Below are 25,202 nucleotides of genomic sequence, written 5' to 3' on the forward strand. Positions count from 1 at the left end.
CTCGGCCGGCGGGCGGAGATCAGAGCCGCGCCCGAAGGTCCGGCCAGGACTCGGCGAAGCGCGGATGCAACGGCAGCGCGACGACCGCGTCGACGGCCACCCATCGGAGCTCGATGCTCTCCGGGTCGCTCACCACGGGAGCGAAGCGCTCGGTGGCGTCGGCGACGACGGTCGTGTACGACCAGTAGCCGAGGTCGAGCACGGAGGTGAAGCGCACGTTGAGGGCGGCCGCCGGGACGCCGGCCTCCTCCCCCGCCTCGCGGACGGCGGCGTCGACGGCACTCTCGCCCTCGTGCCGCGCGCCACCGGGCATGCCCCAGGTTCCGCCGAAGTGGCTCCACGACGCCCGATGCTGCAGCAGCACCTCGAAGCCCGGGCTCACCACGAGCAGGCCCGCGGCGCCGAAACGCCCCCAGTACCGCGTCCCGTCGGGTCCCTCGACCCACGCATCGCCGCTCGCTCCGCTCATGAGTCCAGCATGACGCACGCCGCTGCGGAGTCGGCGTGCCGTACTCTCCTGCGGGCTTCCTCGTCGCGATGCCGGTCACCTGGCGGGCGCTCCAGCAGTCGTAGGCTGGCAGCATGTCCGACTCCCCGGTACGCATCGACGCGTGGCTGTGGGCGGTGCGCCAGTTCAAGACGCGCTCGGCCGCGACGGCCGCATGCCGTGCCGGCCATGTGCGTGTGAACGGCGAGCGCGCGAAGGCGGCCCAGCCGGTGCGCCCGGGCGACGAGGTACGGGTGCGCATCGAGGGGTTCGACCGGATGCTGGTCGTGCGCCAGACCCTCGTCAAGCGCGTGTCGGCGACGGTCGCGGCGACGGCCGTCGAGGACCGGACGCCTCCCCCGCCGCCGCGCGAGGCGCTGCCGGTCGTGCCCGTGCGCGAACGCGGCGCCGGACGGCCGACCAAGCGCGAGCGGCGCGACCTCGAGCGGCTGCGCGGACGCTGAGCGCCACGTCGACGCGCCGCCTCACGCGCTGCCGGTCGGCGCCGCACGCGGGCGTAGCCTGAAGGGGTGCAGAAGGAACTGACCCACGAGCCCGATGCCCGCCGTTACGTGTTGCGCGTCGACGGCGATATCGCGAGCGTGCTCGACTATCGGGTGCTCGGGGACTCCGTCGCGTTCACGCGCGCGTTCACGAACCCGTCGTACCGCGGGAGCGGGCTCGCGGGCGAGCTCGTCGCCTTCGCGGTCGCCGATGTCGAGGCCACCTCCGATCGCCGGATCGTGCCGAGCTGCTGGTACGTGGGCGAGTGGTTCGACCGCCACCCCGACCGCGCGGGCCTCCTCGACCCGCGCACGGCATGACCGTGGTCGCCGGATACTCCGCCGCCCAGGTGCGCGCCGCCGAGGCGCCGCATCTCGCCGCCGGCGAGCCGCTCATGCGGCGTGCGGCGGCCGCACTCGCGTCCGTGATCCGCAGCCTGCTCGACGATGCGGGCACCCGCGCAGGACCCGTGGTGCTCCTCGTGGGCGCGGGCGACAACGGCGGTGACGCGCTCTTCGCCGGGGCCGAACTGGCGCAGGAGGGCGTCGGAGTGACGGCGATTCCGACCTCCGAGCGCATGCACGCCGAGGGAGCCGCTGCGGCGCGCGCGTCGGGCGCGGAGTTCGTCGACTCGGCGAGCAGCTCCGGCGTGGAGGACGCCCTGCGCTCGTCGGCCGTGATCGTCGACGGCATCCTCGGCACCGGTACGAGCGCCGCGCCCGCCCTCCGAGGCAGGGCACGTGAGGTCGTGGCCGCGGCCATCCAGATCGCGCGGGCCGGCGGCATCCCCGTCGTCGCGGTCGACCTGCCGAGCGGGATCCATCCGGATGACGGCACGGTGCCCGATCCGACCGTGCTCGCGGCCGCCGTCACCGTGACCTTCGGCGCCGTGAAGGCGGGGCTCCTCCTCGAGCCGGGCGCGGATTACGCCGGACGGATCGAGCTCGTCGACCTCGGGCTCGGGCCCGGACTCGCGATGATGACCCCGCTCGTCACGACCGACTGAGCCGGCTCACGTGCCGTCGTCGACCTCCTGGTCGGTGATGTGGCCGGCTGACGCCTGCGCCGCGGCATCCGTTCGTCCAGTCAACCGCAGCCTGCCGCCGAACGGAACCCGGCACACGAGAAGGCGGGCCGGGGTCCACGACCCCGGCCCGCCTCGATGACCGCACCGATCAGTACCAGTTGACCGACTGCGAGTGCGACCAGGCGCTGCACGGCGTGCCGTACGCGCTCGCGATGTAGCCGAGCCCCCACTTGATCTGGGTGGCGGCGCTGGTCTCCCAATCGGCGCCGGCGGTCGCCATCTTGCTGCCGGGCAGCGACTGCGGGATGCCGGTGGCGCCGCTCGAGGCGTTGTAGGCGGTGTACGACCAACCCGACTCCTTCTGCCACAGGTTGTCGAGGCACTGGAACTGGTCGGCGCCCCAGCCGTACTGCGATGCCGCGAGGTCGCGAGCGAACGCGCGTGCGCCGTCGGGCGTGTTCGCGGCGGCGAGTGCACCCGCGGCGGCCGCGGCGGCGTCGGCCTGTGATTGGTCGTACGCGGCAGCGGCCAAGGCGGTCTTCGCCGCCTCGGCACGGGTCGCCTTGGTGAGGTCGACGACCTTCTCGACCGGAATACTGCGGTAGTCGCTGAGTGAGGCGACCGAAGCCGCGAGCCCGGATGCGTCGACCTTGCCACCGGCTGCGGCCAGCGTGGCGTTCGCGGCGGTGATGGTGTCCTCGGCGTTGTCGATGGCCTTCGCGGCGGCGATGGCGCTGTACGCGCTGAGCTGCTCGTGTCGGAGGCCGCTCGTGTCGTTGAGGATCGTGGTGGCGTCGATGCGGGCCTGGGTGGCGACCGCGTTCTGCACGGTGAAGCCGGTGCCGACGATGAGGCCTGCCGCGGCGATCGCACCGGCGACGATGAGGCGCTTGCGGCCGGTACGGCGACGGCGGAGCGCGCGGCGGGTGGTCGCTCCGGGTGAGGTGATGGTGGAGTCGTTCTGGGCGTGCGTGATGGAGGTGTCGTTTCGCATGGGTTCGTCTTCTGCTCGGTCGGGTTCGTTGGGGGGATGGGGGGAGGGCCTCCGAGCGAAGGCACAAGTCAGACACTCTGCACGGCGAATCTGGACGGTTCCTCAGTTTCTCCTGAGCAGACCATGACCACGACCGATCCGGCCTCGCGATACTGGGAGGATGCCCACCCCGCCCCCCGTCTTCTCCCAGCCGCGCCCGAACGACCGCTGTCCGTGCCTCAGCGGCGCGACGTTCGGCGAGTGCTGCGGCCCGTACCTCGACGGCGCGGCGGACGCCCCGACCGCCGTGCAGCTCATGCGATCGCGGTACACCGCATTCGTCGTCGGCGACGTCGCGTACCTGCTCTCGACGTGGCATCCGTCGACGCGGCCCGCAGCCCTGGAGCTCGATCCGGCGATGCGCTGGTACCGCCTCGACGTCCTCCGGCGGGAGCGCGGCGGCCCGCTCGATCGGGACGGCGTGGTGGAGTTCCGGGCGTTCTACCGGCGCGACGGAGCGCGCGGCGAGCAGCACGAGGTCAGCTCGTTCGCGCGCGAGGGCCGGCGCTGGCGGTACGTGTCGCCGGTGGCCTGAGCCGGCGGAGGGTCAGGACGGGAGCGGCGGGTCCGTCACCTGCCGTTCCGTCAGGATCGGCTCAGTCCGCTGAGCGCTGGTCGTCGGTCGCGAAGCCGTCGAGCACGGCGCGTTCGCCCGACTCGAGCAGCTCCTGGAAGAGCGTGATCTGCAGCCCCGCCGGAGCCTCGAGCCGGGAGTTCAGCGACTGCCAGGGCGTGACGACGGGCTCGGCGACGACCCGGCCGCCCGCGCCCTCGAGTCGGCGGGTGACGCCCGCGGTGTCGGTGACCTCGAACGCGAGGCGGATGTGCGGGCTCTCGACGCCGCCGGCCTCGATGCGGTCGATGGCGCGCTTGTGCACCGGATTCGCGATCTCGAGCGTGGCGCGTCCCGCGTCGAGGATGACGACGCGTTCGTCGCCGCCCTGGGCGAACGCGAGGTACTCGGGCAGGCCGAGCGTGTCGCGGAAGAACGCGACCGCCGCATCGTAGTCGGTCGCCTCGACGACGACGCGGAGTTGCAGGACCGGGGGCGTTGCGGCATCCGTCATGCCCGAATCCTCCCAGCGATGGCCGACATCCGCGACCGCCCCCGCCCCGTGACGTGCTCAGGCGGCGTCGCGATGCACGCTCCAGCAGCGGGTGGACACGCCGATCGCGTTCCACACGTTGATCGCGACGATGAGCGCGAGCAGTGCCGCGAGCCGTTCCTCGCCGAGCTCGGCGCGCGCCCGGTCGACGACCCCGTCGGGCACATGCGTCTCGGAGAGGCGCGTCACGGTCTCGGTGAGCTCGAGGGCGGCTCGTTCGGCGGTGGTGAAGAGCGCGGAGTCCCGCCAGATGACGACGGCGTGCAGCTTCTGGTCGGTGACGCCGGCCGTGCGGCCGTCCTTCGAGTGCTGGTCGACGCAGTAGGCGCAGCCGTTCAGCTGCGAGGCGCGCAGCCGCACCAGCTCGCGGAGTGCCGGGTCGACGCCCGCGCGATCGAGCTCGACGGTCGCCGCATGATCCAGTGAAGCGACTGCCCGCGAGAATCGCGGGACGAGCTGGTCGAAGTCGAGGCGGACGGGGATGTCGACGAGAGAGTCGGTGATGGTCATGACTCCACGCTACGGCGCGATCGGCCCAGTGCTACAGTCCATTCCGATGGATGAATCATGGGCCATTCCGGGCCTCGACCTGCACCTCGAGATCGACCTCGGGCACAAGGCCTCGTCGCTCGAGCGGGCACTGCGGGGCGCCGTTCGCGACGCACGGCTCTCCGCCGGAACCAGGCTCCCCTCGTCCCGCACGCTCGCTGCGGACCTCGGCATGGCGAGGAACAGCGTGGCCGACGTGTATGCGCAGCTCACGGCGGAGGGCTGGCTCGAGGCGCGGGTCGGGGCCGGCACCTGGGTGAGCGCGCGGGCGGGCGCTGACACCTCGGAGCGGGCGGCCGCGTCGTACGCGCCGTCCGCCCGGCTCGACCTGCGCGGCGGCATCCCCGATGCGGCCGCCTTCCCGCGGCGGGCCTGGGCGGCGGCGGCGCGGCGGGCGGTGCTCGAGGCGGCCTCGTCGGACTTCGGCTACGCCCCCGAACTCGGCACGCCGGAGCTGCGCGCGACCCTCGCCGACTACCTCGCCCGTGCCCGCGGCGTCGTGGCCTCGACCGAATCCGTCGTCGTGACGCACGGGTTCGGCGAGCTCCTCGGCCTCGCCTGCCGGACGCTCGCATCCCGAGGGGCGGCACGCGTCGCCGTCGAGGAGGTCGGACACGACGCGCATCGCGAGATCATCCGGGCCGCCGGCCTGACACCCGTGGCCCTGCCCGTCGACCGCGACGGCGCCGACACCGAACGGCTCGACGAGCGGGTCGACGCCGTGCTGCTGACGGCCGCCCACCAGTTCCCGACCGGCGTGCCGCTCGCACCCGGGCGGCGCGTCGCCGCAGTGCGGTGGGCCGAGCGCACAGGCGGACTCGTCATCGAGGACGACTACGACGGCGAGTTCCGCTACGACCGCCGCGCGATCGGCGCGCTGCAGGCGCTCGCCCCGGAGCACGTGTTGTACGCGGGTACGGCGTCGAAGAGCCTCGCACCCGCGGTCGGGCTCGCGTGGGGCGTCGTGCCCCGACCGCTCATCGCGCCGCTCTCCGCCGAGCGCCGACGGACGGGCGCTGCGGTCGACGTGCTGAACCAGCGCACGCTGCACGCGTTCATCGCCTCGCACGAGTACGACCGCAACGTGCGCCGGCTCCGCGCCGAGTACCGCGCGCGACGGCTCGCGCTCGAGTCGCTGGTCGCCGACGAGCTCCCCGGATGCCGCGTGGCCGGACTCGCGGCCGGTCTCCACTGCCTCCTCGACCTCCCCGTCGGCACGACGGAGGCCAGGGTGACGGAGGAGGCGGATCGGCTCGGGCTGAGGTTCGAGGGGCTGGCGTCCTTCCGCCTGCGCGGGACGCCGTGGCGGCATCCGCCGGCCATGGTGGTCGGGTACGGCGCTCCCCCGCCGCATCGGTTCGACGAGGCGATCGGCCTCGCGATCCGGGCCATCCGCGCTGCGGCGGCCGGCGCCGTCGGGTGACACGCCGGGCACCACGCGTGAGGCGCGGATGCCGCGCGCTCACGCGTCCTCGATGCTCCCCTCGTCGAGTGGGAGCCCGTCGAGCGCCGCATACGCCCGCTCGACCGCGCCGACGAGTCCCGCGACCGGCACAGGCCAGTGGTCGTGAGCGGCGAGAGCCTCGGCCGCGCCGAATCCGGCGTCGTGCGCCTCCGTGAGCCGCCGGGCGATCGTGTGCAGGTCGGCCGCCTGCCGAGCCACGAACTCGCGGTCGACCACGCGGCCGTTCCCGGGGACGACGAGGTCGCCCGGCCGCATCTCGGCGACCAGCGAGTCGAGCACGCGCGGCCAGTCGAGCGGGTAGCAGCCCGACCCGTAGATCGGCGGTCCCGACTCCTCCACGAGGTCGCCGACGATCCACACGCGTTCGGACGGCACGAGCACGACGAGGTCGGTGTCGGTGTGCGCCCTCGGCTGCGGGTGCAGCTCGACCACGAGCCTGCCGAGGTCGAGCTGCTTCATCCGCTCGACCGGATGCGTCGGGGGCACGAGCCGCACCTCATCCCACTGCCGGTCGGGCTCGCGCCCCCGGTCATCCCTCCATGCGGCGAGCCGCGGCCCCTCGTATCGCTCGAAGTGGCGGGCGATGCCGGCGTGGCCGTGGATCGGGGCATCCGTCGCGGAGCCGGGACCGAACACTTGGTTGCCGAAGGTGTGGTCGAAGTGCGCGTGCGTGTTCACGAGCCCGATCACGGGCTTGCCGAACCGTTCACGGAGGTCGGCGAGGATCTCCTCGCCCTCAGCGGGCTCGGCGCCCGAGTCGACGACGAGGAGGCCGTCGTCGCCCTCGACGACGACGACCGAGAGGTCGTACGGGCCGCCGCGCCGCTGGTGGATGCGGTGCGCGACGGTGGTCCAGGTTGCCATCCGCCGAGCCTAGCGATGCGCTTGCAGCGAAGTCGGGGCCATGGTCATAGGGAATCCTGAGGTTGCGGCCGTAGCGTGACATCCGTGACCCCGCTCGACGGCATCCCCACCACGCGGCGCGACGACGCCTCTCACATGCTCACGGCCCGCGCGCAGCGCACCCTCGAGGCGATCGACGGGGGGACCCTCGACGAGATGCGCGCCCTGCGCGACGAGACCGAGCGCTTCATGCTGCGCTACAAGTTCGGTATGGACGAGGTGATCACGAAGCTCTCGATCCTGCGCGAGGAGTTCAACCAGAATCACGACTACAACCCGATCGAGCACATCTCGAGCCGGCTGAAGAGCCTCGACAGCGTCGTCGCGAAGATGCAGCGCAAGGGCATCGAGCCGACCTTCGACACCATCCGCGAGACCATCACCGACATCGCCGGCGTGCGGGTGACGTGCAGCTTCGTCTCGGACGCGTACCGCCTCGCCGAGCTGCTCACGGCGCAGCGCGACATCCAGGTGCTGAAGGTGAAGGACTACATCGCCGAGCCGAAGGAGAACGGCTACCAGAGCCTGCACCTCATCCTTGAGGTGCCCGTGTTCCTCTCGACGGGGGCGCACGCAGTGGCCGTCGAGGTGCAGATCCGCACCATCGCCATGGACTTCTGGGCGAGCCTCGAGCACAAGATCTACTACAAGTACGACCGGCAGGTGCCGAAGGAGCTGCTCGACCGGCTCACGGATGCCGCGCACACGGCGGCCGAGCTGGACACGCGCATGGAGCGGTTGCACCGCGAGGTGCACGGCGCGCCGGCGCACGAGCGCGGGAGCGTCGCGGTCTGAGTCCGGGCGCCGCCCCCGCCGAGCGCTGCGAGCGCCCGGCGTCCGCACTGCGGTTCAGCCCAGCGCGGCGAGGGCCGCGCGTCCCGCGTCCGTCACGCGGAGCGAGCGGTCGCCCGGCACACGCGACACCCAGCCCTCGGTGAGGGCCACGTCGAGCAGGTGCGCGCCCAGCCGGCCGGCGATGTGGGGGCGACGCTCGGTCCAGTCGAGGCATCCGCGCACCGCGGGACGTCGGCCGTCGGCGCCGACCTCCGGCAGCCCGAGGCGTATCGCGAGGGTGCCGGCACCTGCCGAGGGCAGGATGCGTCCGGGGCGGCCCGCCTCGAGCGGCGCGATCGCGCCCTCGGCCACGAGCGCGTCGGCGAGCCGCAGGGCGACGCGCCCTGCGAGGTGGTCGTAGCACGACCGGGCCTCGGCGAGTCGCTCCGCCGTCGCCGACTGCCGATAGGAGCTCACCGCCTGGCGTGGGGCGATCCGCTGCAGGGCCTCGACGGCATCGGCCACGTCCGGTCCGGCGAGGGCGAAGTAGCGGTGCCGCCCGAGCCACCGGTCGGTGACGAGCCCGCCCTCGACCAGCTGCGCGAGGTGCGCGCTGGCGGTCGGCGGCTTCACGCCGGCGATCACGGCGAGCTCGCTCGCGGGCAACGATCGCCCGTCGAGCAGCGCGACGAGCATGGCTGCGCGCGCGGGCTCGCCCATGAGTCGAGCAGGGGTCGCGAGGTCGGCGTCTCCGGGCATGGCACCACGATACGTCGGGCACACTTCGTCCGCCGTCGAATCGTGTGCGACCTAGCGTGGAGGCATGACGGATCTCATCGAGCGCGGCGACGCCGAACGCGTGCTCACCGACTCCCGGTTCGCGGTGCCTGAGGCGGATGCCGCGGCGACACGCCCCATGGGCCGGTTCCGCGCGAGCTCGTCTCGGTTCACGAACGGGCCGGCGCACGACCGGCGACGGCGACGGCTCGAGACCCTGTTGCACACGATCGACACGTCGGCACTCGCCGCCGATGCGTCATCCCGCGCTCGATGGTCGGCGGCGTCGGGCGTCGACGCGGCTGAGATCGCGCGCCACGTTCCGGTCGCCTGCCTCGCCGGTGCGCTCGGGATCGCCGCGCCGGATGACGCGCCCCGGCTCGTGGCCGACGTCGCGGCGTCGTATGCGAGCGGTGCCGAGTCGGATCGGGCCGATGCGGCGATCGATCGACTCCTCGCCGCCGCAGCGCCCGCGACCGGCGACGGGGACGGCGAGTCCGGCGGTGCCGGCTCCGACGAGGATGCCGTGCTGCTCGTGCAACTCCTCGTGCAGGCCTACGCCGCGACGGCCGCGCTCGTCGAGGGCGCGATTCGGTCGACCGGTGCCGTGGCCGCGTCGATCACGACCGCGGAGCTGCTCGCCGACACCCTGCGCGACGATCCGCCTGTGCGGCTCACGCGCAGGGTCGCACCGGACGGCGAAATGCTCACCCTGCGGCTCGACGGCCCAGACCGCGAGTCCGGCGCAGGGCGTCCTCTACGCACGCTCGCGTTCGGCGCAGGCGCGCGCGCCTGCCCGGCACCGGACCTCGCGCTCGCCATGGCCGCCGCGATCATCGAGGAGCTCCGCGCATGATGACCCCCGACGAATTCCGCGCGATGCACCGCCCGGGCGACCCGTTCGTGCTCCCCAACGCCTGGGACCTCGCGTCCGCCCGCTGGTTGCACGCCGCGGGACATCCGGTGCTCGGCACGACGAGCCTCGGCGTCGCGGTGGCTGCCGGGCTCCCCGACGGCGCCGGCCGCACGGCGGCGGAGACCCTCGACCTCGCGACGCGGCTGGCCCGCGCCTCGATCCCCGTGACCGTCGACCTGGAAGCGGGCTTCTCCGACGACCCCGCCGAGGTCGGCGCCTTCGCCGCTCGCCTCGCACGACTCGGCGTGGTCGGCGTGAACCTCGAGGACTCCGATGCCGACGGGCACCTCGTGGATCCCGACCTCGCCGCCGCGAAGGTCGCGGCGATCGCGGCGGCGGCGCCCGCGATCTACCTCAACGCTCGCACGGACCCGTTCTGGATCGACGGCGACGTCGGCGCAGCCGACCGGCACCGGGATGCGGTGAGCCGCGCGCATCGGTACCTGGCGGCCGGTGCGAGCGGGGTGTTCGTGCCCGGCACGATCCCGCTCGACGAGATGGCCGCGCTCACGCGCGACATCCCGGCGCCCGTGAACGTGCTCGTGCAGCCGGGCGTGCCCGTGCGTCGCCTCGCCGACGCCGGCGTCGCCCGCATCAGCACCGGATCGCTCCTCTTCCGCGTCGCGCTCGGGGCGATCGAGGTCGCGGCACGCGAGGTGCAGGATGGGGCGTTCACGCCCGATCCCGCGACGCCGGCCTACGAGCGGGTCGCATCGCTCCCCTGACCCGCGCTCGGAGCCGCGCGTACCGAGACTGTGATGCGCCGGTGCCGACGCCGACCCTCAGTCCTCCGCGCTCTCCCGCCGGTCGATCACGAGGAGGCTGCTGGTGCCGGTCGCGAGCAGGGTACCTTCGGCGTCGACGAGTTCGCCCTCTGTGAAGACGATCCGCCTGCCTCCCTTCCGCACCCGTCCGGTCGCCCGCAGCCGACCGTTGCCGGGCAGGATCGCGCGCACGTACGCGACGTTCAGGTCGATCGAGGTGTAACCGACGCCCGCGGGCAGCGTGGTGTGTGCTGCGCATCCGAGCACCGTGTCGAGGAGGGTGCACGCGAGGCCGCCGTGCACGACCCCGAGCGGGTTGAAGTGCGCGGTCGTCGGTTCGCAGTCGAACACCGCCTCGCCGTGCGAGAACGAGACCGCTGTGAAGCCCATCAGCTGGGAGATCGGCGGCGGCGGCAGCTCGCCGTCGAGGATCGCCGTGAGGTAGTCGATCCCGCTGAGCTCGGCGAGCCTCGGCAGCGCGACACCCGGGTCGACCCACGAGATCGTCGCGAAGTCGGTCGGTTCGAAGGCGGAGGTCACGCGCCCACCCTAGCCCCGGGTTGCCCCGCAGTACCCGGTCGCCGGCGTCCTCTGACGGACGGCGGCACCCGCTCAGTCGGGATTGCGCGCCCGACTGGGCTGCACCCGCATGGGCTCGCCCGGCATCTTCGGGAAGTCGGGTGGGAACGGCAGCTCGCCGAGCCCGTCGTCGAGGTCGCGCTGCCACCATTCGAGGAGCGTCTCGAGGCGCCCGGCCCGCGACTCCATGCCCGCCCAGGGGTCTCCCACGTCGCGCAGCCGGTCGGGCACCGTGCGGATCGTGAACTGCGCCGGGTCGGCTGACTCGAGTTCGTCCCACTCGAGCGGGCACGACACCGGCGCGTGCGGCAGCGGCCGCGGACTGTAGGCCCCCGCCATCGTGCGGTCGCGGTTCGCCTGGTTGTAGTCGATGAAGATGCGGTCGCCGCGCTCCTCCTTCCACCATGCGGTGGTGAGCTGGTCGGGCATGCGTCGCTCCAGCTCGCGCGCCAGTGCGATCACGGCGTGCCGCACGTCGAGGAACTCGTGCTCGGGCTCGATCGGCGCGAACACGTGGATGCCGCGGTTGCCGGAGGTCTTCACGAACCCGGCCAGCCCGACCTCGTCCATGAGCCCGCGCAGCGCGAGTGCGGCGGGCACGGCCTCGGCGAACCCGGTGCCGGGCTGCGGGTCGAGGTCGATGCGCAGCTGGTCGGGGTTGTCGGTGTTGTCGGTACTCGACGCCCACGGATGGAACACGACGGTGTTCATCTGCGCCGCCCAGACCGCGGCGGCAGGTTCGTCGAGCACGAGCTGCGGATGCCGCCGCCCGCTCGGGTACGTCACGGTGACCGATCGCACCCACTCGGGCGCGCCCTTGGGCGGGTTCTTCGAGAAGAACTGCTCGCCGTCGATGCCCTCGGGGAAGCGCTGGAGCGAGACCGGCCGGTCGCCGTTCGCCTCGATGAAGGCGTCGCCGACCGCGACGAGGTACTCGGCGAGCTCGAGCTTGGTGATGCCGGGCTCGGGCCAGATCACCCGTGTCGGCGAGGAGATCCGCACGTCGCGATCGCCGTGCGGACCAGGGACAGTGAGCGTGACAGCAGCGCCGGCCATGCTGCGACGCTACTCCCTCCGTGCGACGTCGCGAACGGATGCCGCCTCCGCGGCGGGCCAGCGGCGCATCACGCCGTCGCGGTCACGTACCTGCGCGCGGAGCGTTCCCGGGCCTTCGCGGCCTCCACCTCGCGATCCTTCGGCGGCGCGGTGGTCACGAGGTCGTCCAGCAGGTGTCGCGTGATGTGCGCGATCTCGGCCACCGCCCGGTCGAACGCCTCGGCGTTCGCCTTGGACGGCTTCGTCGATCCGCTCACCTTGCGCACGAACTGCAGCGCCGCCGCGTGCACCTCGTCGTTCGTGGCCGCGGGCTCGAAGTTGTGGAGGGTGTGGATGTTCCTGCACATGCTCCGAGCCTAACCCCGTGGAGTGGAGGTGGTCTCGGTGCCGCTCGTGATGCTGAACGACGGGAGGCCGCGACGGCGGATCAGCCACTCCGCCACGACGAGGTTCGGCAGCCACGCGAGGAACGGCACCACCGCGTAGGCGTTCGCGAACGCCGCCTCGAAGTCGAACTGCCCTCCCGGCAGCGCCTGGGCGCCGATGAGCACGCCGAGCCAGAGGCGGAGGGTCACGGCGGCGTAGGTGAGCGCGAAGTTGCGCATCATCCACGCACGGTGGCTCGGGACATCCCCACGGCGGATGGCCCCATACGCCCGCCGGCCGGTGACGAGCCACAGCACCGCGAGGGTGCCGAACCCGAAGAACCCGGCGAAGCCCGCCTCACTGAACGGTGCCATCACGAGGCCGGAGACGCCGGCGATCGCGACCGCGGCGAGGTAGGTGCGTCCGATCCAGCGGTGAACCTGCCGGTGTCGATCGCGCAGGCCACGCCAGAACTGGAACGGACCGGCGACGAGGGCCAGCCCTCCCGCGACGATGTGCGCATAGAAGGCGGCCTGCACGAAGGAGGGCCGCCCGTCGTAATTGCCCGCGAGGCCCACGCCCGAGTCGGACAGCTCGGCGAGCGAGGCGGTGAGGTACGGGACGACGGCGAACCCGGCGATCGCGAGTGACGACAGGACGATCCAGGTCCATCCGACGCGGGTCACGGCACGGCTCGGGGTCCGGTCGCGGCGCGTCGCGTCGGCCGGATGGGGCGGGCGTTCGGTTCCGGTGGTCATGCGCCACACGCTATGAGCGCCGTGCGTCGACCGTTATCGGGTCAACCCCCCAATCGGATGCCTCGGCCCGCGCTGCCGCATCGGCGCCGGAGCGCGTGTCCGCCCTGCGGGACCAGCGACGCACCTGCCCCACGGCGACGCCGCCCACGAGCAGCGCGCTGCCGGCCAGCTCGAGCGTGTTCGGCACCTGCCCGAGGGCGAGCGCTGCCGCGGCGAGTCCGATCGGCGGTGTGAGCAGCGCGAACGGCGCGACGAGCGACGCCGGGTAGCGGCCGAGCAGCATGTTCCAGATGGTGTAGCCGACGAGCGACGCGAATCCAGCCGTGTACGCGACGCTCACGATCGTTTGCCAGCCGATGGTGGCGAACGCGTCGCCGACCGCGGACGGTCCGTCGAGCAGCAGGCTGAGTGCGAGCACCGGCAGCGGCACGACGAGCGCCGACCAGACCACGATGCCGAAGCCGTTCGCGCCGGCCGCCGACCGCGAGATCACGTTGCCGATCGCCCAACTGAGGCCCGCGGCGACGCAGATCAGGAACGGCACGATCGCCCCGAACCCCGCCGTGCCCTCCAGCCGCCCCACGGCGACGACGCCGAGCCCCGCCACGCCGAGCAGCGCCCCGAGCAGCTGCATCCGGGTCGGGCGCTCGCGCAGCGCGACGACGCCGATCACCAGCGTGAAGATCATCTGGCACTGCAGCACCACGGCGGCGAGGCCGGCGGGGAGCCCGAGGTGCATCGCGGTGAACAGCAGGCCGAACTGGCCGGCGCTCATGAAGAGGCCGATGCCGATGATGACCCGCCACGGGGCATCGGGCTTGGGCACGAAGAAGACGAGGGGCACGGCGACCAGCGAGAACCGCAGGGCCACGAGCACGAGCGGGAGCGTGTCGCGCAGCCCGAGGTCGATGGCCACGAAGTTCACGCCCCAGATCAGGGCGACGAGGAGGCCGAGGAGCAGGTGTCTGGGGGTCACGCCACCAGCCTCGCAGCGCGACCGATTCAGCACCAGTTCCGAATAGTACACCTCACAACGTACGATTACTTCATGATCGATCTGGTGGGCCTGCGCGCCCTCGTCGCCGTCGACCGGGCCGGCTCGGTGGTGGCCGCCGCCGAGCGGCTGGGCTACACGCCGTCGGCCGTCTCGCAGCAGGTGAAGAAGCTGGAGCGCGACCTCGACGCCACGCTCCTGGAGCGACGGGGCCGCGGCGTGCTGCTCACCGAACGGGGCCGCACGCTCGCGAGCGAGGGACGTGAGCTGCTCGACGGCCTCGAACGGCTCGAGACCCTCGCCGCCGGCGGGTCGCGACCGTCGGCGCCGCTGCGCATCGCCTCGTTCTCGACCGCGACGCGCGGGCTCGTCGGCCCGGTGCTGCGAGCACTCCGCCGATCGGATGCCGCGGTGCTCGCGACCGTGACGAGCGTCGACCCGGTCGAAGCGATGGACCTCGTCGCCACCGGCGCGGCCGATCTCGCGGTCGTGCACAACTGGAACTCGGTGCCGCTCGTGGCGCCCGCGCACGTCATGACCGAGCATGTGTGCCGCGACGAGGCCGACGTCGTGCTGTCGGTGCGGCATCCGCTCGCCGATCGCGACGAGCTCGAGCGGGCCGACCTCGTCGACGAGCTCTGGGCGAGCACGCCCAGGGGCGCGATCTGCCACGAGGCGCTCATGCGCATCTTCGCCGATCTCGGCACGGTGCCGCGCGTCGTCGCCGAGGATCCCGACTTCGCCTCGCTCGTCGAGCTCGCGAGCGAGGGGGTCGCGATCGCGCTCGTGCCGAGGCTCGGCCGCTCCGCCCTGCCCGACGGGGTCGTCGCACGTCCCCTCGCCGACCACAGCCAGGTGCGCGACGTGCGTGTCGCCTACCGCCGCTCGATGGCGGAGAGTCCTGGCCTCCGTCGCGCCGTGCAGCTGCTGGTCGAGGCGGGCGCGCGGGTCGTGCCGCCGACCGGTGCGTAGGCGCAGCGCGCGCCGCCTTGGTCACATGGGTGCGCGATGCGGGTCGGCGACGGGTTGCAGCCGGAACAGGCGCACCATGCGGCCGGAGTCGCGTTCGTAGCCGCGATAGCCGGGCCACTGCGCCTCGATGCGCGCCCAGGCAGCGTCGCGTCCTTCGTCGCCGATGAGGCTCGCGCGCACGGGCATCCGCCGGCCGCGCACCGTGATCGCGGCGTCGGGGTGCGCCAGCAGGTTGTAGGTCCAGCCGGGATGCCGCTCCTGCGCGAACGTGGTGCCGGCGACGATCGCGCGACCCTGCCCGTCGGGTGTGTACATGAGGTAGGTGTCGCGCGGCTCGCCCGACTGCGCGCCGATCGTGTGCAGCACGAGCGACGGCACGAGCAGGCCGCTGAGCTGCACCCGCCCGTCGGTCAGCCAGGCGAGCAGGCGCTCGGCGGGCGGCAACACGATCGGCCCCAGCGCGCGGAACAGGCTCGTGCGCGTCAGCGGCGCGATGACGGAGCGGACGACCTGCAGCACGGTGGCCATCTGCCCATTCTGCTCGGCGACCGCAGGTAGGCGATAGTGCCACTCACGCGACCGCGACACCGCGGCACGGCGCCGCCCGGTCGGCCAGTCACGACGAGCCCGCCGGGTGCTCGGCGCGTTCGCGCTCGACCGCCTCACGGGCGTCGGCGAGCTCGGCGGCTGCGACGCTCGCCCGGCGCTCCGCTCGTTGCATCCGGCGGATCGCCACGGTCGGGGCGCCGTACCTGGCCCGGATGCGGTCGTGCTCGTCGTCGACGCCCGTGACGATGTACGCGGCGGCGATCAGGATGACCTGGCTCGAGAGGTTGAACCACAGCAACAGCGCGATGAGGGAGCCGAACGACGCGAGCAGCGGATTGGTCGTGGCGCCGCCGACGAAGAGGCTGGAGAGCAGCTGGAGCACGGTCAGCCCGACCGCGCCGAGCACCGCGCCGCTCCACAGCGATCGCGCATTCGGCCTGAGGCCCGAGAGCAGGCGGAACATGACGGCGATCACGAGGCTGTCGATCGCGAAGATGACGAGGATCGACACGATGCGGGTGCTGGCCTCTGAGAGCGGATCGCGTGTCGAGACGCCCATCCAGCCGAGCATCGTGCCGATGGCCGTGGTGCTGAAGAAGGTCACGACTGCGGCCGCCGCGAGCAGGAGCCCGAAGCCGACGGCCAGGACGAGGTCGCGCAGCAGCACCCAGACGAAGAACGTCTGGTCATCGGGCTGGTCGCCGAGATCGCGGAACGCCAGGCGGAGCGAACCGACGGCGCCGATGGCGGCGCCGACGAGGCCGATGAGCGCCAGCACGCCGGCGATGGTGAGGGGCAGGGGTTGCACCAGGTCGTCTGGGTGGATGAGGCCGTCCTCGCCCACGAGGCCCGGAATCGCGGCATCCAGCGTCTTGACGAGGGCCTCCATCGCGTCGGGCCGGCCGGAGAGCCAGATACCCGCGACGGCGAATCCGAGGAACACCCCGGCGAACACCGAGAACAGTGTGCGATAGGTGACGCTGTCAGCGAGCATCGGGCCGTGGCGCTCGAGATAGAGCAGGAACGCCCGCACGGGCTTGCGGGCCAGCGCCCACGCAGTGATCCGCGTCGCCCAGGCGCTGAGGCGTGCGAACGGCCCACCCTTCCCCGACTGCGTCTGCTGCTCGCCCATGCCGTCAGGTTATCGAGGGGCGGATGCGTCCCGCAGTCGCTCGACACCCAGCATCGTCAGGCGGGCCTCGGAGGCAGGGCCTCACGCCCCTACATTGGAGAGCACCCGACGCAGGAGGTGACTCATGGAAGGACTGATCCTCGTGGTGGTGCTCGGCGCCACCATCCTGGGCGGCGGGATGCTCGCGAAGCGGATCCCCGTGCCGGCGCCGCTCATTCTGCTCGTCGCGGGCGCGGCCCTCAGTTTCGTGCCGGGGCTCCACGTCGAGCTCCCGCCGGAGCTCGTGTTGCTGCTGTTCCTGCCGGCGCTGCTCTACTGGGACTCGCTGAACACCTCGCTCCGCGAGATCCGCGACAACCTGCGGATCATCGTGCTGCTCGCCGTCGGCCTCGTGTTCGTCACGGCCTTCGCGATCGCGTGGCTCGCATCTGCGTTCGGCATGCCGTGGCCGATGGCGCTCGCGCTCGGGGCGATCCTGTCGCCGACGGATGCCACAGCCGTCGCCGCCGTCGTGCGCCGACTTCCCCGGCGCCAGGGGACGATCCTCCGCGCCGAGAGCCTCCTCAACGACGGCACCGCGCTCGTCCTCTACGCAGTCGCCGTCGGGGCCGCCACGGCGGGTGCCTCGATCACCTTCGTCAGCCTCTCAGCCCAGTTCGTGTACGCCTACGCGGTGGGGATCCTCATCGGCCTCGCGATCGGGTTCGCCGCGTACCACGTCCGCCGGCTGTTCCGCGGGGATCGGTTGCTCGGCGGCACCCTCAGCATGCTCACGCCGTTCGTCGCATACCTGCCCGCCGAGCTCGTCGGGGCGTCCGGGGTCGTGGCAGTGGTGGTGTGCGGCCTGGTCATCAGCCAGGTGGGTCCCCGCATCATCACCGCCGCAATGCGCGCGCAGACGTTCGGCTTCTGGCAGCTGGCGAGCTACGTGCTGAACGGCGCGCTCTTCGTGCTGATCGGGCTCGAGTTGAAGCCGGTGCTCGACGGGCTCGGATCCGCCTGGCCGAGCGCCCTGCTCTTCGGGCTCGCCTGCGCGGTCGGCGTCATGGCGGTGCGACTGTTGTGGGGCGTCACCACGCCGTACCTGATCCGTCTCGTCGACCGGCGGCCCGTGCAGCGCACGCGACGGGTGGGGTTCCGGCAGCGGTTCCCGATCAGCTGGGCGGGATTCCGCGGCGCGGTGTCGCTGGCTGCTGCGCTCGCGCTGCCGCAGCAGACGGCGAGCGGCGACCCGCTGCCCGACCGCGACCTCGTGATCGCGGTGACGTTCGTCGTCATCCTGTTCACGCTCGTCGTGCAGGGCCTCACGTTGCCGGCGATCGTGCGCTGGTCGGGGCTCACGCGGGATCCGCGCGAGTTCGACGAGGAGCTCCTCGGCGAACAGGCCATGCTGCGTGCCGCGCTCGACGCGCTCCCCCGCGCCGCCGAGGAACTCGGCACGAGCCCGCCGATCGTCGAGGGCCTGCGGACCACCTACCGGGACCGACTGCAGCTCATCCACCGCGAGGAGGGCCGGCCCGAGGCCGCGGTGCGCGATGCGAGCTCACGCGACGAGGAGGACGCGCTGCATCTCGCGATCCTGCCCTCCAAGCGCGCCGCCCTCTTCGCCCTGCGCCATGATCGCCGGATCGACGACGTCATCCTGCGGCGCCTGCAGGCGCGGATCGACCTCGAGGAGCTTCGGCTCACGGCGCCGCCCGACGACGAGTGAGACGCAGAACGCCCCCCGACGGGCTACCCGTCGGAGGGCGTTCGGATGTCGCGGCGTCGCGGCCGGGGATCAGTACCAGCCCTGGGCGTTGAATGCATCCCAGGCACCGCACGGCGTGCCGTAGCGGCTGGTGATGTAGCCGAGGCCCCACGTGATCTGCGTGGCGGCGCTGGTCTGCCAGTCGTCGCCTGCGGTGGCCATCTTGCTGCCGGGGAGGGCCTGCGGGATGCCGTAGGCGCCGCTCGCGTTGGAGGCGTACACGTTCCAGCCGGACTCGTGGTTCCACAGCTCCACGAGGCAGCCGAACTGGTCGTCGCCCCAACCGCGCGCGAGCAGCATCTCGCGGGCGATCGCCTGCGCCTCCGTCGGATTGGCGGGGGCGCCAGGGCGGGAGACCGACGATGAGGACTCCTCCGCCTCGGCGGCGGCGGCCGCCTCGGCGGCGGCCTTCGCGGCGGCCGCGGCAGCGGCGGCCTGCTCGGCGGAAACGCGGTCGGCTTCTGCGACGGCCCCGCGCACGGACTCCGCCTGCGCGGTCGTCACGTCCACGAGGGCGAACACGCGCTCGGGCGCAAGGAACTCGTAGTCGTCGAGGGCGGCGACCGAGGCGGCGAGGGCCGTGGCGTCGGCCTTGCCCTGGGCGGCGGTGATCGTGTCACCGGCGCCGGCGAGGGTGTCCTCGGCCTGCTTCACGGCGCGGGCCTCGAGGATGCCGCCGTGGGCGTCGAGCTGCTCGACGTCGCTGTTGGCGGCCTCCGTGAGCGCCCGGGTCTCGGCGATGCGGTCGTTCTGCGCGGCGACCGCGCCCTGCACGACGAATCCGGTGCCGACCATGGCACCGATCGCGGCGACGGCGCCGGCCGCGAGGAGCGGTCCTCGGCGCCGGCGCTTCCGGCTGTGCCTCGCCCGGCGGGAACCCGCGGGCCGGACCTGATCGATGGAGTTGTGGGGAGTGGGGGGAGACTGGTTCTGCATGACTTTCACGGGGCGGATCGCGAGTGGCTCGGGCCGCCTGATCCTTTTCTCGACGTTCCTCGGACGCGGGGGCGCCCGGGCGAAGTGGCCAGTCTGCCGACCTCTTCTGTACGAATCCGCACATGTTCCTGTGAATGTCATCCAAATAACGATGATCGCTCAACATATTCGGGGCGCCCTTTCAGGCGCTGAGCGGCCGGATGCCGCGGCTCAGGCCTCGTCGCGGTGCTCGCCGCGCAGCTCCATGCTGATCTGGTCGGCGTCGAGCGTCTCGAGGGCGCCGGTCAGCACCGAACCGCTGAACGTGCCGTCGTCGCGTGCAGCCAGCAGGGCCTCGCGTTGGGCCTCGATGATGTCCAGCCGCAACGCGCGGTACAGCTCCCGGTCGCCGGCCGGGTCGCGGTCGCCGTGCTGTGCGTCCTCCCCGGCGCGCGCCTCCCGGTGCTCGCGCACGACGTCGTCGGCGACGCCGCGGAGCATCTCGAGGAGCTCTGTGCGCTCCGCCTTTGCCGCCTCGTGGTCCACGCCGGCGGGCTTCGCGAGCCGCACGATCCACGGCAGCGTCCCGCCCTGGATGATCAGCGATCCCGCCGCGACGAGGAACGCGATGAAGATGACGAGCGAGCGGTCTGGCGTGTCCTGCGGCAGTGTCTGCGCGGCGGCGAGGGTGACCGCACCCCGCATGCCCGCCCAGACGATCACGGTGCCCTCGCGCCACCCGAGGGGCTTGGCCATGAAGTAGTCGATGTCGGCGACCTTGCGCCGGATCCGGGCCTCGAACCGCTGCCGCGACTCCGGGGAGAGGGCGCGTCCCGGCTTCCCCTTGCGCGGCCCGCCTCGCCGCTCGGGAGCGACAGCCTCGCCGGAACCTGCCCGGTCGAGCCGCTCCTGGTACGCCGTGAGCTGCGGCTTGATGCTCGCCCCCCGGAGTGAGATGCGGCGCTGGAGCCTGAGCATCGGAAACACGAAGAGCGCGCGAACGACGAGCACGGCGAGGAGCGTGACCGCCGCCACCCGCGCGCCGAGCTCGATGCCCCGCGTCTCGTTCGTCAGGTCGCCGAGGAGCGCCGACATCTCAAGCCCCATCACGAGGAAGACCGCGCCCTCGAGGATGAGCTCGATCGTGCGCCAGTTCTGCACGTCTGACGTGCGGTGCTGCGGCGAGAGGCTGCGGATGGCGCCGCGCCCGGTCACGAGCCCCGCGACCACGGCGGCGACGAGGCCGGACGCTCCGAGCGCCTCGCTCGGCACGGCGGCGACGAACGGCACGGCGAACGAGATGACGGTGTTCACCGTGGCATCCGTCACCCTGGACCGGACCCACAGGTTGCCCTTGCCCACGAGGTACCCGATCACGACCGCGACGGCGACGGCGAACACGAAGTCGCCGAGGACCTCCCAGAAGGTGACGGTCGCAGCGGTCGCGGCGATCGCCGAGCGCAGGAGCACCAGCGCCGTCGCATCGTTCAGCAGGCTCTCGCCCTCGAGCACCGTGACGACGCGTGGCGTCACGCCCACGCGCTTGACGATCGACGTCGCCACGGCATCGGTCGGGCTCACGATCGCGCCCAGGGCGATGCCGGCCGCGAGGCTGATGCCGGGCACCAGCCACGTGAAGAGCAGGCCGAGGGCCGCCGAGCTCACGACCACGAGCGCGATCGACAGCCCGCTGATCGCGCCGAACTCGCGGCGGAACTCCATGGACGGCATCGACACCGACGCGGAGTAGAGCAGCGGCGGGAGCACGCCCGCGATGATCCACTCGGGGTCGATCTCGATGTCGGGAACGAACGGCAGGAAGCTCACGAGGATGCCGACGATCACGAGCAGAAGCGGCGCGGACACCCCGACCCTCGGGCCGATCGCGGTGGCGGCGGCGATGCCGAGCAGGCCGAGCACGCCGACGACCAGGAGCTCCACCGACACACCTCCCCGACCGACCTGCCGCCAAGTCTGGCGCATCGCGCCACCGGGGCGCGACGCGGCATCCCGTCAGCAATCACGGCGCTCACAGCGAAGTCACAGCGGGGAGGCGTGTGATGCGGAACAGTGCGGGGCCGTCACTGGTTTTCTCTGGTGACGTCGCGCATCCGCCCCCCGGATCGTCCGCGCTGTCGAGGCGCCGCAGCCAGCGTCGCCCGAGAAGGAGGAACGAAGTGCCACAGGACTACCGCAAGACTCCCGAGGCGGTCGCCCGCCTCACCCCCCAGCAGTACCACGTCACACAGGAGGACGGGACCGAGCCCGCGTTCCGCAACCAGTACTGGAACAACCACGAGCCGGGCATCTACGTCGACATCGTCTCGGGGCAGCCGCTGTTCGCCTCGACCGACAAGTACGACAGCCGGTCGGGATGGCCGAGCTTCACGCGGCCCATCGAGCCCGGGGCCGTCACCGAGAAGGTCGACCGCTCGCTGTGGATGAAGCGCACCGAGGTGCGATCGTCAAGCGCCGACAGCCACCTCGGCCACGTCTTCGACGACGGGCCCGCGGACGCCGGCGGCCTGCGGTACTGCATGAACTCGGCCGCGATGCACTTCGTCCCCCTCGCCGAGCTCGAGAAGCAGGGCTATGGGGAGTATCGCGCACTGTTCACGACGGATGCCGCGGCATCCGAGAAGGAGGACGCATCATGACGACGCCCGGCACCGTGACGCACATCCCCGGCACCGAGACCGCCGTGCTCGCGGGCGGCTGCTTCTGGGGCATGGAGGACCTGATCCGCAAGCGCCCCGGCGTGATCGACACGCGCGTCGGCTACACCGGCGGCAACGTGCCGAACGCGACGTACCGCAACCACGGTTCGCACGCCGAGGCGATCGAGATCGTGTTCGACCCGTCGAATGAGTCGTTCCGCGACCTGCTGGAGTTCTTCTTCCAGATCCACGACCCGTCGACGAGGAATCGCCAGGGCAACGACATCGGCACGAGCTACCGTTCGGCGATCTTCCCGACGACGCCCGAGCAGGAGGTCACGGCGTACGAGACCATCGCCGACGTCGACGCGTCCGGCCTCTGGCCGGGCCCTGCGACCACCGAGGTCTCCCCCGCCGGCGACTTCTGGGAGGCGGAGCCCGAGCACCAGGACTACCTGGAGCGGTACCCCTACGGGTACACGTGCCACTACGTGCGCCCCGGTTGGAAGCTGCCGAAGCGCGACCAGGAGCCCGTGGCGTAGGAGATCGGATGCCCCGGCGGACTGCGGTCCGCCGGGGCATCCGTCTGTGCGACCCGCCTCAATGGACGCCCAACGGGGGCGACCCGGGGTCAGCGAGCGACGACGCCCCGGACCGCCCAGGCCCGCGCGACGAGCGCGATGGAGCCGTCGGGCTCGGTCGGCACGAGCTCGCGCAGCCGCTCACGCAATCGGTCGCGGGCGGTCTCGTCGAGCGACATCGCGTAGGCGGGCGCGACGCCCTGGCCCCCGAGGAACGGCGTCCAGTAGTCGTCGAAGTCCTCGAACCGGGTCGGCACCTCGATGGAGCCGGCCTCGGCGTCGACGAGGCCCGCGCTCGCGAACCGCCACGTGAGGCCCTCGGGGGTGAAGTCCTCGAACCGCGGGCCCTCGTCCAGCGCCGACGCCCGCGGATCGAGCTCGGACGCGGCCTGCCAGAACCACTGCATGAGCTCCATGCGTCCGGCGTAGTCCCACACGTACCCGCCGATCACGCCGCCGTCGACCGCGACGCGCGACATCTCGGCGAGCGCGGTGTCGAGATCGGGCAGGAAGTTCAGCACGAGGCCCGACACCACGGCATCGAAGGTCGCGTCGTCGAGCGGGAGCGCGGCGGCATCCGCTCGGTGGAACGTCACGCGGCTGCCGAGCTCGCCGACCGCCGTCTCGAGGAACCCCTCGGACTTCTCGACGCCGTCGACGGAGGTCGGCGCGCACGTGGCGAGGATCGCCGCGCTCAGCGCGCCGGTGCCGCAGCCGACGTCGAGCCAGCGCAGCCCGGTCGGTACGCGCAGCCACTGGAGGAACCGAGGAGCCACCTGCCTGCTCCACCGCCCCACGTACCGCTCGTATGCGGGGCCCTGCTCCCACGTGTCCGGCACCGGATCGTGAGCCATGCTCAACCGTACCGCGATCCGGCCGGGAACGGTCGGGCGCGGTCAGGCGTGGTCAGGCGCGGTCATGCCGGGATGCCGAGCCCGTCGAGCGCGTCCTGCACGATGGTGAGGCCGTCGAGACCGGGCATCCCGCTGATGCTGTCGTCGACCTTGCGTGCAGCCCGGCGCCCCTCCGGCCCGCTCATGAGGTGAGTCATGACGTGCCGCACGTCATCGGTCGAGTTGATGCTCGAGCCGACGGGCGCCCAGAACCGGCTGAGCGCGAACCGCGTGATCTTCTGCGCCTTCGTGCTCGCCGCCAGCCGGTCGCGCGCCTGCGAGGTGTAGAACGCGACGTGACGCGCCTCCTGCTTCGCGATGCGGCGAAGCAGTTCGGCGAGCACGGGATGCTCCTCCAGCTCCGCCATGCGCTGGTAGGCGGTGATCGCCGACCATTCGTTCGCCGCGCCCCACGTCATGTGCACCGCGACGAAGTCGGAACCGACGAGCGAGCCCAGCACGGATTGCTTGATCGGGTCGAGGCGGTCCTTCCAGCCGAGCTTCAGCCGGCTCGCCTTGAGGGCGTCGTAGTCGACCGTGATGTCATGCATGGCGAGCACCGCAGCGAGCGCCTCGCCGTGCCAGAACTCCTCGCGGTTCCACATCGTCATGAACGCGCTGACGTCGGCCTCCCGGTGCGAGGGGGTGGTCAGCAGGTCGCGCGTGTAGCAGACGGTGTGATACTCGACGTCGGCCATGTAGCGGAGCGTGCGTAGCGCGCCCGCGAGCAGCGGGTGGTCGCGGAAGTCCTCGAGGTCGAGGTCGTCCCAGTGCACGCTCACGGATGTCGCGGTGTACCTGTCGATGTCGAACGCCACGCGAGCCCCTTCCCTCCGCGGTCCATGCAATCAGGCCGCGGGTCCGCCCGCGAGGCCTCTGAGGACGGATGCCGCGGCGCGCCGGTCGAGTCCCGGCAGATCCGCGATGTCGCGCTCGAGACGAGCGGCGAGCACGTCTCCTTCGGATCCGCCGAACACGAACCGCACGAGATCGTCGCGGTCGTCCCGTCCGAGCACGGTCGATCCGAGCGGCCATACGGTGCGTGCGAGTTCGCGCCGTGCGAGCCCGGCGGCCTTCGGCGAGGCCGCCAGTCGCCGGCTCGCCTCCTCCTGGAAGAAGCGGGTGTGCCGCTCCTTCACGTCGAGGATCCGGCGCAGCACCGCGTCGAGCGCGTCGTTCGCGGATGCGCGGGCCACGCGCTCGTATGCCGCACGGAGCATCCAGTCGTCGACGAGGCCGACCGTCATGTGCACTCCGATGACCGGCCAGCCCTGCGCGAAGCCGGCGAGCGCACGGCGCACGGGCCCTCGACCGGCGGATGCCGCGCGGCGGTGAGTTCCCGCATCGGATGCCGCGCCAGACCATCCGCGTGGCGCGCCGCCGTTCGCCGCCACGATCGCCCGCAGGGCGTCGGCGATCCAGAACTTCTCGTACGCCCAGGTCACGAGGAACGCCGTGACGCGGGCGTCCTTGTGGGTCGGCGTAACCAGCACGTTCCGCAGGTGCGCCATCGTGGCGCCCTCGAGGACGGCGAGCGCGTCGAGCACGCGCACGACGTCACCACGGAGCGGCGCGGCGGCGTACCGCGTGAGGTCGAGGTCGTCGCGCAGGCTGCCCTGTGCCGTGCGGGCGAACTCCCGCACGTCGAAGGCCGCCGGCTCCATTCGCGTCCTCCTCGTCCCTCCGGCCTACGAT

29 protein-coding genes and 1 pseudogene are annotated in these 25,202 nt (G+C 72.3%); 12 read left to right on the plus strand and 18 right to left on the minus strand.

Annotated features, from left to right (window positions below; all coding sequences use genetic code 11):
* Positions 1-22 precede the first annotated feature (22 nt).
* A pseudogene (locus ASG80_RS03860) lies at positions 23-469 on the minus strand (NUDIX domain-containing protein); the annotation flags it as partial.
* 113 nt (positions 470-582) lie between these two features.
* On the opposite strand from ASG80_RS03860, the gene ASG80_RS03865 reads away from it, so the two are divergent.
* The 3 genes from ASG80_RS03865 (at position 583) to ASG80_RS03875 (ending at position 1,997) form a co-directional block, all read left to right on the plus strand.
* Entirely contained in the window at positions 583-951 is a 369-nt protein-coding gene (locus ASG80_RS03865) for an RNA-binding S4 domain-containing protein (protein ID WP_056728710.1), read from the plus strand.
* A gap of 66 nt (positions 952-1,017) precedes the next feature.
* Positions 1,018-1,311 carry a GNAT family N-acetyltransferase gene (locus ASG80_RS03870; RefSeq protein ID WP_056728712.1) on the plus strand — a complete coding sequence of 98 codons (294 nt, stop codon included), beginning with the start codon at positions 1,018-1,020 and terminating at the stop codon, positions 1,309-1,311.
* Positions 1,308-1,997 (plus strand): NAD(P)H-hydrate epimerase, encoded by a 690-nt coding sequence (locus ASG80_RS03875; RefSeq protein WP_056728714.1) that lies wholly within the window; start codon positions 1,308-1,310, stop codon positions 1,995-1,997. Before ASG80_RS03870 ends, ASG80_RS03875 begins: the two co-directional genes overlap by 4 nt.
* 169 nt (positions 1,998-2,166) lie before the next feature.
* Here the strand turns inward: ASG80_RS03875 and ASG80_RS24330 are convergent, their stop codons facing one another.
* Entirely contained in the window at positions 2,167-3,012 is an 846-nt protein-coding gene (locus tag ASG80_RS24330; RefSeq protein ID WP_056728716.1) for a hypothetical protein, read from the minus strand.
* Positions 3,013-3,172: 160 nt separating this feature from the next.
* On the opposite strand from ASG80_RS24330, the gene ASG80_RS03885 reads away from it, so the two are divergent.
* Positions 3,173-3,586: a YchJ family protein gene (locus ASG80_RS03885; protein WP_056728718.1), complete on the plus strand. Its 414-nt coding sequence runs from the start codon at positions 3,173-3,175 to the stop codon at positions 3,584-3,586.
* 61 nt (positions 3,587-3,647) lie between these two features.
* Here ASG80_RS03885 and ASG80_RS03890 read toward each other — a convergent pair whose 3' ends face one another.
* Together ASG80_RS03890 and ASG80_RS03895 are read right to left on the minus strand one after the other, a co-directional pair.
* Positions 3,648-4,118 carry a VOC family protein gene (locus ASG80_RS03890; protein ID WP_056728720.1) on the minus strand — a complete coding sequence of 157 codons (471 nt, stop codon included), beginning with the start codon at positions 4,116-4,118 and terminating at the stop codon, positions 3,648-3,650.
* Between the two features lie 57 nt (positions 4,119-4,175).
* Positions 4,176-4,667 (minus strand): carboxymuconolactone decarboxylase family protein, encoded by a 492-nt coding sequence (locus ASG80_RS03895; protein WP_056728722.1) that lies wholly within the window; start codon positions 4,665-4,667, stop codon positions 4,176-4,178.
* A 46-nt stretch (positions 4,668-4,713) separates the two neighbouring features.
* On the opposite strand from ASG80_RS03895, the gene ASG80_RS03900 reads away from it, so the two are divergent.
* Complete coding sequence (locus tag ASG80_RS03900) at positions 4,714-6,129, plus strand: PLP-dependent aminotransferase family protein (protein WP_056728854.1); 1,416 nt, start codon at positions 4,714-4,716, stop codon at positions 6,127-6,129.
* A 39-nt stretch (positions 6,130-6,168) separates the two neighbouring features.
* Here ASG80_RS03900 and ASG80_RS03905 read toward each other — a convergent pair whose 3' ends face one another.
* The gene (locus ASG80_RS03905; protein ID WP_056728724.1) at positions 6,169-7,035 is read right to left on the minus strand and encodes an MBL fold metallo-hydrolase; all 867 of its coding nucleotides are present in this window, start codon (positions 7,033-7,035) and stop codon (positions 6,169-6,171) included.
* A 135-nt stretch (positions 7,036-7,170) separates the two neighbouring features.
* Here ASG80_RS03905 and ASG80_RS03910 point away from each other — a divergent pair, with 135 nt between their 5' ends.
* Entirely contained in the window at positions 7,171-7,869 is a 699-nt protein-coding gene (locus ASG80_RS03910; RefSeq protein ID WP_056728856.1) for a GTP pyrophosphokinase family protein, read from the plus strand.
* Positions 7,870-7,923: 54 nt separating this feature from the next.
* On the opposite strand, the gene ASG80_RS03915 is transcribed toward ASG80_RS03910, so the two are convergent.
* Entirely contained in the window at positions 7,924-8,607 is a 684-nt protein-coding gene (locus tag ASG80_RS03915) for a helix-turn-helix transcriptional regulator (protein ID WP_056728726.1), read from the minus strand.
* A 64-nt stretch (positions 8,608-8,671) separates the two neighbouring features.
* Between ASG80_RS03915 and ASG80_RS03920 the strand changes: the two genes are divergently transcribed.
* Both ASG80_RS03920 and ASG80_RS03925 read left to right on the plus strand, forming a co-directional pair.
* Positions 8,672-9,481: a hypothetical protein gene (locus tag ASG80_RS03920; RefSeq protein ID WP_056728728.1), complete on the plus strand. Its 810-nt coding sequence runs from the start codon at positions 8,672-8,674 to the stop codon at positions 9,479-9,481.
* Positions 9,478-10,266: an isocitrate lyase/phosphoenolpyruvate mutase family protein gene (locus ASG80_RS03925; protein WP_156401629.1), complete on the plus strand. Its 789-nt coding sequence runs from the start codon at positions 9,478-9,480 to the stop codon at positions 10,264-10,266. The genes ASG80_RS03920 and ASG80_RS03925 overlap by 4 nt, the downstream gene beginning before the upstream one ends.
* 57 nt (positions 10,267-10,323) lie before the next feature.
* Here the strand turns inward: ASG80_RS03925 and ASG80_RS03930 are convergent, their stop codons facing one another.
* The 5 genes from ASG80_RS03930 to ASG80_RS03950 form a co-directional block, all read right to left on the minus strand.
* Entirely contained in the window at positions 10,324-10,845 is a 522-nt protein-coding gene (locus ASG80_RS03930) for a PaaI family thioesterase (RefSeq protein WP_056728731.1), read from the minus strand.
* A gap of 72 nt (positions 10,846-10,917) precedes the next feature.
* Positions 10,918-11,940, minus strand: a complete 1,023-nt coding sequence (gene ligD / locus ASG80_RS03935; protein ID WP_056728733.1) for a non-homologous end-joining DNA ligase — start codon at positions 11,938-11,940, stop codon at positions 10,918-10,920.
* Between the two features lie 68 nt (positions 11,941-12,008).
* Positions 12,009-12,287 (minus strand): DUF2277 domain-containing protein, encoded by a 279-nt coding sequence (locus ASG80_RS03940; protein WP_056728736.1) that lies wholly within the window; start codon positions 12,285-12,287, stop codon positions 12,009-12,011.
* 9 nt (positions 12,288-12,296) lie between these two features.
* The gene (locus ASG80_RS03945; protein WP_082589749.1) at positions 12,297-13,064 is read right to left on the minus strand and encodes a DUF2306 domain-containing protein; all 768 of its coding nucleotides are present in this window, start codon (positions 13,062-13,064) and stop codon (positions 12,297-12,299) included.
* 10 nt (positions 13,065-13,074) lie between these two features.
* Entirely contained in the window at positions 13,075-14,040 is a 966-nt protein-coding gene (locus ASG80_RS03950; protein WP_082589750.1) for an EamA family transporter, read from the minus strand.
* A 72-nt stretch (positions 14,041-14,112) separates the two neighbouring features.
* Here ASG80_RS03950 and ASG80_RS03955 point away from each other — a divergent pair, with 72 nt between their 5' ends.
* On the plus strand, positions 14,113-15,030 hold the full coding sequence (locus ASG80_RS03955) for a LysR family transcriptional regulator (protein ID WP_056728740.1): 918 nt from the start codon (positions 14,113-14,115) through the stop codon (positions 15,028-15,030).
* Positions 15,031-15,051: 21 nt separating this feature from the next.
* Here ASG80_RS03955 and ASG80_RS03960 read toward each other — a convergent pair whose 3' ends face one another.
* Together ASG80_RS03960 and ASG80_RS03965 are read right to left on the minus strand one after the other, a co-directional pair.
* On the minus strand, positions 15,052-15,558 hold the full coding sequence (locus ASG80_RS03960; RefSeq protein ID WP_056728742.1) for a nitroreductase family deazaflavin-dependent oxidoreductase: 507 nt from the start codon (positions 15,556-15,558) through the stop codon (positions 15,052-15,054).
* Positions 15,559-15,646: 88 nt separating this feature from the next.
* Positions 15,647-16,711: a YihY/virulence factor BrkB family protein gene (locus tag ASG80_RS03965; RefSeq protein WP_082589731.1), complete on the minus strand. Its 1,065-nt coding sequence runs from the start codon at positions 16,709-16,711 to the stop codon at positions 15,647-15,649.
* A gap of 124 nt (positions 16,712-16,835) precedes the next feature.
* Between ASG80_RS03965 and ASG80_RS03970 the strand changes: the two genes are divergently transcribed.
* A complete protein-coding gene (locus ASG80_RS03970) occupies positions 16,836-18,422 on the plus strand; it encodes a Na+/H+ antiporter (RefSeq protein WP_056728744.1) in 1,587 nt (528 codons plus the stop codon).
* Between the two features lie 69 nt (positions 18,423-18,491).
* Here ASG80_RS03970 and ASG80_RS22755 read toward each other — a convergent pair whose 3' ends face one another.
* Positions 18,492-19,256, minus strand: coding sequence for a hypothetical protein (locus ASG80_RS22755; protein ID WP_156401630.1), 765 nt, complete (start codon positions 19,254-19,256; stop codon positions 18,492-18,494).
* Between the two features lie 351 nt (positions 19,257-19,607).
* Entirely contained in the window at positions 19,608-21,317 is a 1,710-nt protein-coding gene (locus ASG80_RS03980) for a sodium:proton antiporter (RefSeq protein WP_056728862.1), read from the minus strand.
* Positions 21,318-21,553: 236 nt separating this feature from the next.
* Here ASG80_RS03980 and msrB point away from each other — a divergent pair, with 236 nt between their 5' ends.
* Positions 21,554-22,033, plus strand: coding sequence for a peptide-methionine (R)-S-oxide reductase MsrB (gene msrB / locus ASG80_RS03985; protein ID WP_056728746.1), 480 nt, complete (start codon positions 21,554-21,556; stop codon positions 22,031-22,033).
* Complete coding sequence (gene msrA, locus ASG80_RS03990) at positions 22,030-22,575, plus strand: peptide-methionine (S)-S-oxide reductase MsrA (protein ID WP_082589734.1); 546 nt, start codon at positions 22,030-22,032, stop codon at positions 22,573-22,575. Before msrB ends, msrA begins: the two co-directional genes overlap by 4 nt.
* A gap of 89 nt (positions 22,576-22,664) precedes the next feature.
* Here the strand turns inward: msrA and ASG80_RS03995 are convergent, their stop codons facing one another.
* The 3 genes from ASG80_RS03995 to ASG80_RS04005 form a co-directional block, all read right to left on the minus strand.
* Positions 22,665-23,468 (minus strand): class I SAM-dependent methyltransferase, encoded by an 804-nt coding sequence (locus tag ASG80_RS03995; RefSeq protein ID WP_056728748.1) that lies wholly within the window; start codon positions 23,466-23,468, stop codon positions 22,665-22,667.
* A gap of 62 nt (positions 23,469-23,530) precedes the next feature.
* Positions 23,531-24,325, minus strand: coding sequence for a hypothetical protein (locus ASG80_RS04000; protein WP_056728751.1), 795 nt, complete (start codon positions 24,323-24,325; stop codon positions 23,531-23,533).
* 30 nt (positions 24,326-24,355) lie between these two features.
* Positions 24,356-25,171: a hypothetical protein gene (locus ASG80_RS04005; protein ID WP_056728753.1), complete on the minus strand. Its 816-nt coding sequence runs from the start codon at positions 25,169-25,171 to the stop codon at positions 24,356-24,358.
* Positions 25,172-25,202: the final 31 nt, after the last annotated feature.

The sequence above is a fragment of the Agromyces sp. Soil535 genome, from assembly GCF_001428255.1.
Lineage (GTDB): Bacteria > Actinomycetota > Actinomycetes > Actinomycetales > Microbacteriaceae > Agromyces.

What these genes read in the sequence shown, in the direction of transcription:
- ASG80_RS03865 (WP_056728710.1), top strand. Translation starts at nt 583, where the DNA reads ATGTCCGACTCCCCGGTACGCATCGACGCGTGGCTGTGGGCGGTGCGC.
- ASG80_RS03875 (WP_056728714.1), top strand. Translation starts at nt 1,308, where the DNA reads ATGACCGTGGTCGCCGGATACTCCGCCGCCCAGGTGCGCGCCGCCGAG.
- ASG80_RS24330 (WP_056728716.1), bottom strand. Translation starts at nt 3,012, where the DNA reads ATGCGAAACGACACCTCCATCACGCACGCCCAGAACGACTCCACCATC.
- ASG80_RS03885 (WP_056728718.1), top strand. Translation starts at nt 3,173, where the DNA reads ATGCCCACCCCGCCCCCCGTCTTCTCCCAGCCGCGCCCGAACGACCGC.
- ASG80_RS03890 (WP_056728720.1), bottom strand. Translation starts at nt 4,118, where the DNA reads ATGACGGATGCCGCAACGCCCCCGGTCCTGCAACTCCGCGTCGTCGTC.
- ASG80_RS03895 (WP_056728722.1), bottom strand. Translation starts at nt 4,667, where the DNA reads ATGACCATCACCGACTCTCTCGTCGACATCCCCGTCCGCCTCGACTTC.
- ASG80_RS03900 (WP_056728854.1), top strand. Translation starts at nt 4,714, where the DNA reads ATGGATGAATCATGGGCCATTCCGGGCCTCGACCTGCACCTCGAGATC.
- ASG80_RS03905 (WP_056728724.1), bottom strand. Translation starts at nt 7,035, where the DNA reads ATGGCAACCTGGACCACCGTCGCGCACCGCATCCACCAGCGGCGCGGC.
- ASG80_RS03910 (WP_056728856.1), top strand. Translation starts at nt 7,171, where the DNA reads ATGCTCACGGCCCGCGCGCAGCGCACCCTCGAGGCGATCGACGGGGGG.
- ASG80_RS03915 (WP_056728726.1), bottom strand. Translation starts at nt 8,607, where the DNA reads ATGCCCGGAGACGCCGACCTCGCGACCCCTGCTCGACTCATGGGCGAG.
- ASG80_RS03920 (WP_056728728.1), top strand. Translation starts at nt 8,672, where the DNA reads ATGACGGATCTCATCGAGCGCGGCGACGCCGAACGCGTGCTCACCGAC.
- ASG80_RS03925 (WP_156401629.1), top strand. Translation starts at nt 9,478, where the DNA reads ATGATGACCCCCGACGAATTCCGCGCGATGCACCGCCCGGGCGACCCG.
- ligD (WP_056728733.1), bottom strand. Translation starts at nt 11,940, where the DNA reads ATGGCCGGCGCTGCTGTCACGCTCACTGTCCCTGGTCCGCACGGCGAT.
- ASG80_RS03940 (WP_056728736.1), bottom strand. Translation starts at nt 12,287, where the DNA reads ATGTGCAGGAACATCCACACCCTCCACAACTTCGAGCCCGCGGCCACG.
- ASG80_RS03945 (WP_082589749.1), bottom strand. Translation starts at nt 13,064, where the DNA reads ATGACCACCGGAACCGAACGCCCGCCCCATCCGGCCGACGCGACGCGC.
- ASG80_RS03955 (WP_056728740.1), top strand. Translation starts at nt 14,113, where the DNA reads ATGATCGATCTGGTGGGCCTGCGCGCCCTCGTCGCCGTCGACCGGGCC.
- ASG80_RS03960 (WP_056728742.1), bottom strand. Translation starts at nt 15,558, where the DNA reads ATGGCCACCGTGCTGCAGGTCGTCCGCTCCGTCATCGCGCCGCTGACG.
- ASG80_RS03965 (WP_082589731.1), bottom strand. Translation starts at nt 16,711, where the DNA reads ATGGGCGAGCAGCAGACGCAGTCGGGGAAGGGTGGGCCGTTCGCACGC.
- ASG80_RS03970 (WP_056728744.1), top strand. Translation starts at nt 16,836, where the DNA reads ATGGAAGGACTGATCCTCGTGGTGGTGCTCGGCGCCACCATCCTGGGC.
- ASG80_RS22755 (WP_156401630.1), bottom strand. Translation starts at nt 19,256, where the DNA reads ATGGTCGGCACCGGATTCGTCGTGCAGGGCGCGGTCGCCGCGCAGAAC.
- msrA (WP_082589734.1), top strand. Translation starts at nt 22,030, where the DNA reads ATGACGACGCCCGGCACCGTGACGCACATCCCCGGCACCGAGACCGCC.
- ASG80_RS03995 (WP_056728748.1), bottom strand. Translation starts at nt 23,468, where the DNA reads ATGGCTCACGATCCGGTGCCGGACACGTGGGAGCAGGGCCCCGCATAC.
- ASG80_RS04005 (WP_056728753.1), bottom strand. Translation starts at nt 25,171, where the DNA reads ATGGAGCCGGCGGCCTTCGACGTGCGGGAGTTCGCCCGCACGGCACAG.